Raw genomic sequence first — 5,427 nt, 5'->3', positions numbered from 1 at the left:
TGTCTCAGTCTCTTTATTATTCTATGTATTTTTTATATTTGAAACAGACAAAAACACCCTATCCATTCCGAACTGGTTAAGTGTCCCGCAACAAGCGAAATGGTGATGGATAGGGTGCTAAGCTAAGAATAAGCTTTTTTCATACGAATGTCAATGTTTAGAGGGATGAACATTGACATAATGGTCCATTGTAACGTTTGGCTCGAAGAAACGTCCCATTTGTTTGTCCCATTCTTCGAATAATGAAGATTGGACAAAATTCACCATATGACTTTCAACATTTTCCCATTCAACAATAATCATATATTTAGTATCTGTTTCAATGCATCGGTGAATGGAATGATTAATATATCCTGGTACAGGTGCGATAACGTGAGCGGCTTGATGAAATGCTTCTTCAAACTCTGCTAGTAGCTCTTTTTTAATACGGAAAAAAGCAACTTCTTTAATCATAATGTCCTCCAAATTTCTCTATATAAGATAAACAACTTCAAAGATTACCTCACATGGTTCGTAAACAGAGCAAACTCTTTTTACGCTTTCACCAACTTTTCATTTTGTTTTTGTATAGTTAGAAGCGTAGAAAGAAAACTGTTCAAAAAGCTCATAATTCTTGCGCTTACATACATAGCGTAAGTCATGGATGGAAGTTAGGAGAGGTAAGAAAATGGATAAGAAGAAAAAGAAAAAGCTTTTTTCTTTTCTTGGTATCATTGCTGCTGGTGCTATCATTGCGGGTGTCGTGTACCAAGTCAATCGCGTTGATGCAGTAGCAAGTGTTGATGGAGACAAAATCACAAAAGACCAATTATATGAAGTGTTAATGTCTCAAGGTGGAACTGACGTTTTAGATTCAATGATTGAACAAAAAGTCATTAATAAAGAAGCGGAAAAGAAAAGTGTAACAATTAGTGAAAAAGAACTCGACAAAGAGCTTGATGCGTTAATTACATCATACGGTGGAGAAGATACGTTTAATCAAGCTTTAGAAGCAAATGGTATTAAAGAAAGCGAAGTAAAAAAGGATTTAGAAACAAACTTAAAAGCTAAAAAGCTGGTAGAAGATACAATTGACATCTCTGAAGACGAGATGAAATCATATTTTGATGAAAACAAAGACTCATTTGATCAGCCAGAGCAGGTAAAAGCAAGTCATATTCTTGTAAAAGATGAAAAAACGGCTAATGAAGTTAAGAAAAAACTGAGCGATGGTGAGAAATTTGCTGAGTTAGCAAAAGAATATTCGACGGATACAGCCTCTAAGGAAGATGGAGGAGATTTGGGATACTTTAGTAAAGAAGATATGGTTCAAGAGTTTAGTGATGCTGCATTCGACTTAAATGTTAATGAAATTAGTGAGCCTGTTAAAACAGAGTATGGTTATCACGTTATTAAAGTAATTGATAAAAAAGCAGCTCAAGATGCGAACTATGAAAATAGCAAAGAGGAAATTAAACAACTCTTGTTAGAGAATAAATTTCAGTCTGAATATCCAACTTGGTTAGAAGAAACAAAGAAAAAGTATGACATTGAGAATTTTTCGTAATCCATTATTCTAAATAAAGTGAGGAATGAAAATGAAAACGCAAAAGCCTTACAATAAGTTAGAACAAATTGTAGAAAAATTAAAAGAGCGCGGAGTACGAGCTGAAATATGTCGCCGCGTGGTACAAGTAACAGAAAGTGTAAACAACCAATCAAATTCTCATTCTCAACATGCTTTTAACCGTTGACATAAATAAAATAAATAATAACATAAACAATCAGCAGGTAAACCTACCTGCTGATTGTTTATGTCCTAGCGATAAAGTAGTATATTTATAAATGAATGGAGCTGAGAAAATATGAATGTTTTATTAGCAGAAGATGATTTGCAACTAGGAGAGCTAGTAAGTTATATGTTAAAGAAAAAAGCCGGCTTTAACGTCGAATGGGTGACGGAGGGGCGTGATGCTTACTTTTATGCTGTTGATGCGCATTATGATATTCTCATTTTGGATTGGATGATGCCAAACGGAGATGGAGTAGAAATTTGCCAACAGCTTCGAAAGGAAGGCTATAATGGCGCAATTTTAATGTTAACAGCAAAAGATGCTGTTCAAGATCGCGTGCATGGATTAGATGCTGGTGCGGACGATTATATGGTGAAGCCGTTTGAAATTGATGAACTGTTGGCCAGGCTGAGAGCTTTGTCTCGCCGCAACTATGCTCCAATTGTTGAAGAAACTGTTAAAATCGATCAAATCACCTTAAACCGTTCGAGTCAAATGATGAATAGTGGAGACAAATCAATCCAGCTCAGCCCAAGAGAATTTCAGCTGTTGGACTTTTTACTGAAAAATAAGGGACAGGTCTTATCAAGAGATATTATATTAGATCGCGTTTGGGGCTATGAATCGGATGTATCCATTAAAACAATCGATGCAACGGTCAAACTCCTGCGAAAAAAGCTAGATCATTTTGGGAAACAAGAGCTCATCCAAAGTATACGTGGAGTAGGTTATAAAATTGACTAAAAAGTTAATAAGAAGAGCTCGTAACCGGATGAAGCAAGATTTATTTAGCAAAACGCAAAATCGTCTTACCTTTCGCTACAGTGCGCTGTTAATGATATTTCTGCTTTTATTTGTGTTTATCGTCTATTCACTTGTTTACGTTGTGATTAGCAGTAACCAGCAGCAAAGCTTAAACATGTTGCTCAAGCAAGAAACAAAATTTGTGAAAAGTCTTTTGGTCGAGCAAAATGACCAAGTAGAAGATGAATACCAAGATATTGTTGTGGCAAGGGAAGATGCGTTCTTTTATTATGTCGTTAGTCCAGAAGGTCAGTTACTAATGGGCAGCGAAGCAAGTGAAGGACTAAGACCGAAATTGCTAAACTTAATTAACGGCTGGATTCCGATTGAAAATGAAGTGCGTAAAGAACGCATTGAAACAATTCGTCCAAATGTGGAAAAGTTTGAGCGGAATGGTCATGCTGAAGATGAATTTAAGGTAAGTATTGATTTGCTTATGACTGGACAGCCAATTTTTTATAAAGGTGAGTTTTTAGGGATGCTTTACATTGGTAAAAACGTTTCGTTTCTATACCAGTTGCTAAAGTGGCTTTTGGTCATCATGTTATCGTTAACAGTTTTATTTGTAGGCGTAGCCATTTACATGAGTCGTTTAATGTCAAAGCGTGCAATGATTCCCATTGAAACCGCATTTTTAAAGCAAAAAGAGTTTGTAGCCGATGCTTCTCATGAATTGAGAACGCCATTAAGCGTGATGCTATCATCTATTAATGCGCTCGAAATGCAGGATGAAGTAAATGAAGATCCTTTTTCTAAAAAGCTTGTCGGTAATATGAAAGCAGAAGTAAAGCGGATGACTAAGCTTGTAAGTGATTTGCTTACGCTGGCTCGGTCTGATGCTAGCAAAAACCAGCAAGCCTTTAATAAATTTGATATTAAAAAAATGGTTGAAAAAGTAATGCAGTCCGTTGAGCCACTTGCTCACTCTAAAAATATTAGCTTACATCTAGAAGCACCTGACCAGATAGAGCTTTCGGGAGATGAAGAAAAGCTTACGCAGCTCATGTATATATTATTGGATAACGGAATTAAATACACCACTCCACAAGGACACGTAAAAGTATTGATTAAGCAAAGACCGAATGCAGTTGAAATTCGAGTGGCTGATACGGGTGTTGGTATCCATAAAGATGAACAAAAAAGAATTTTTGATCGCTTTTACAGAGCGGACAAATCTAGGTCTAGACAAATGGGCGGACATGGTCTTGGTTTAGCAATTGCGAAATGGATTGTTGATATGCATAAAGGAACAATTAAAGTGGAAAGTGAACCTGAGAAAGGAACCACTTTTCGAATCAGTTTACCTCAATGAAATTGTGCCGGATACTCGTGTATCTAGGTACATTTTTTGTCTAGTTTGCACAAAACATCTTTTAAAAAAAGGCAAAATACACGATGAAAAAATTAGAAAATTCAGTTATATTTAAAATAATCTAATGCAAGTGGAAGGGGTTTATGGATGAAAAAGTATGACTTACTTATCAAAAGTGGAACGGTTGTGTTAGAAAACGAGGTATGCGTAATAGATATTGGTATATATGAGGGTAAGATTATTGCTTTAAAGTCTACTATTGATACCAGCCTAGCGAAAGAGGTACTAAGAGCAGAAGGAATGCATGTATTACCTGGAGCTATTGATATACATGTTCATTTTGATGAGCCTGCAAGAGAGCATTGGGAGGGATTTGATAATGGTTCAAAAGCGATGGCAGCAGGAGGGTGTACAACCTATTTTGACATGCCTCTAAATGGTGTTCCGCCTACCATAACGAAAGAAGCTTTTTTAAATAAAAAGAAGCTTGGAAATGAGAAGTCATTTGTAAACTTTGGTTTATGGGGAGGATTAGTACCTGGTAATAAAGATGAACTTAAAAAGATGGCAAGGCAAGGGGCTATTGGTTTTAAAGCATTTATGTCAGAAGCAGGATCAGAGTTCGAATTTTCAGATGGACTTACGCTCTATGAAGGGATGAAAGAAATCGCGAAGTTGGGTAAGGTTCTCGCTTTGCATGCAGAGAAAGACAAAACGATTAAAGAGCTTCAAAAACAAAAAGAGGAACAGGGGCTTACATCGATTAGAAGCTATTTAGAAACAAGGCCAATTGAAGTGGAAGTAGAAGCAGTTAAAGAAGCATTAGAGTATGCTGAGCAAACTGGATGTTCACTCCATTTTGTACATATCAGTAGTAAAGAAGCTGTTGACTTAATCGTAGATGCTAAAAAAAGAGGGGAAGATGTTACTTTAGAAACTTGCCCACACTACTTATTGTTTGGAGAAAAAGACTTTGTACAAATTGGAGCACTGGCTAAATGTGCACCACCGCTCAGGTCAAAAGCAGAACAAGAGAAACTGTGGTTATCGATGGAAAAAGGTGAAATTGATATGATATCTTCCGACCACTCGCCGTGTCCTATGGACTTGAAGAAATCAAATAATATGTTTGAGGTGTGGGGAGGAATATCGGGAGGGCAATATACGCTTCAAGCAATGATCACAGAAGGGTATCAAAAAAGAAGCATCCCTCTTACTAAAATTGCACAGTTAACTTCAACGGCTCCTGCCAAGCGTTTTGGGTTGTATCCTCAAAAAGGTAGTATTCAAGTGGGCGGAGATGCAGATCTAACAATCGTTGATTTAAAGAATTCCTACATCGTAAAGCAAAACCGCATGTTTTTTAAACACAAGCACAGCATTTATGAAGGCTATGAATTCAGCTGTACAATTCGCTATACGATTTGTGAAGGTGAAATAGTATACGAGTTTGACACTAACACGTTTCAGCAACCTATTAATAAGTCAAGGTTTGTACAACAAATCGAAAATACAAACGTACGTTGAGAGACTGAGACA

6 protein-coding genes are annotated in these 5,427 nt (G+C 36.6%); 5 read left to right on the top strand and 1 reads right to left on the bottom strand.

Annotated features, from left to right (window positions below; genetic code table 11):
• Positions 1–150: 150 nt before the first annotated feature.
• Complete coding sequence (locus BFL01S_RS18780; protein ID WP_061786628.1) at positions 151–453, bottom strand: antibiotic biosynthesis monooxygenase family protein; 303 nt, start codon at positions 451–453, stop codon at positions 151–153.
• A 214-nt stretch (positions 454–667) separates the two neighbouring features.
• Between BFL01S_RS18780 and BFL01S_RS18775 the strand changes: the two genes are divergently transcribed.
• The 5 genes from BFL01S_RS18775 to BFL01S_RS18760 all read left to right on the top strand — a co-directional run bounded on the left by BFL01S_RS18775 (position 668) and on the right by BFL01S_RS18760 (position 5,415).
• Complete coding sequence (locus BFL01S_RS18775) at positions 668–1,546, top strand: peptidylprolyl isomerase (RefSeq protein ID WP_025908910.1); 879 nt, start codon at positions 668–670, stop codon at positions 1,544–1,546.
• Between the two features lie 31 nt (positions 1,547–1,577).
• Positions 1,578–1,733 carry a hypothetical protein gene (locus BFL01S_RS20605; RefSeq protein ID WP_153301180.1) on the top strand — a complete coding sequence of 52 codons (156 nt, stop codon included), beginning with the start codon at positions 1,578–1,580 and terminating at the stop codon, positions 1,731–1,733.
• A gap of 111 nt (positions 1,734–1,844) precedes the next feature.
• Positions 1,845–2,516: a response regulator transcription factor gene (locus BFL01S_RS18770; protein ID WP_025908909.1), complete on the top strand. Its 672-nt coding sequence runs from the start codon at positions 1,845–1,847 to the stop codon at positions 2,514–2,516.
• Between the two features lie 28 nt (positions 2,517–2,544).
• Positions 2,545–3,888, top strand: coding sequence for a sensor histidine kinase (locus tag BFL01S_RS18765; protein ID WP_061786627.1), 1,344 nt, complete (start codon positions 2,545–2,547; stop codon positions 3,886–3,888).
• 147 nt (positions 3,889–4,035) lie between these two features.
• Entirely contained in the window at positions 4,036–5,415 is a 1,380-nt protein-coding gene (locus tag BFL01S_RS18760; protein WP_035320329.1) for an allantoinase, read from the top strand.
• Positions 5,416–5,427: the final 12 nt, after the last annotated feature.

Origin of the sequence: Priestia flexa NBRC 15715, assembly GCF_001591565.1 — a bacterium.
Lineage (GTDB): Bacteria > Bacillota > Bacilli > Bacillales > Bacillaceae_H > Priestia > Priestia flexa.
This window is presented reverse-complemented; position numbering and strand designations above follow the sequence as displayed.

Bases quoted from the DNA above. Each gene is read 5' to 3' on its own strand.
- BFL01S_RS18780 (WP_061786628.1), bottom strand. From the start codon at position 453: ATGATTAAAGAAGTTGCTTTTTTCCGTATTAAAAAAGAGCTACTAGCA.
- BFL01S_RS18775 (WP_025908910.1), top strand. From the start codon at position 668: ATGGATAAGAAGAAAAAGAAAAAGCTTTTTTCTTTTCTTGGTATCATT.
- BFL01S_RS20605 (WP_153301180.1), top strand. From the start codon at position 1,578: ATGAAAACGCAAAAGCCTTACAATAAGTTAGAACAAATTGTAGAAAAA.
- BFL01S_RS18770 (WP_025908909.1), top strand. From the start codon at position 1,845: ATGAATGTTTTATTAGCAGAAGATGATTTGCAACTAGGAGAGCTAGTA.
- BFL01S_RS18765 (WP_061786627.1), top strand. From the start codon at position 2,545: ATGAAGCAAGATTTATTTAGCAAAACGCAAAATCGTCTTACCTTTCGC.
- BFL01S_RS18760 (WP_035320329.1), top strand. From the start codon at position 4,036: ATGAAAAAGTATGACTTACTTATCAAAAGTGGAACGGTTGTGTTAGAA.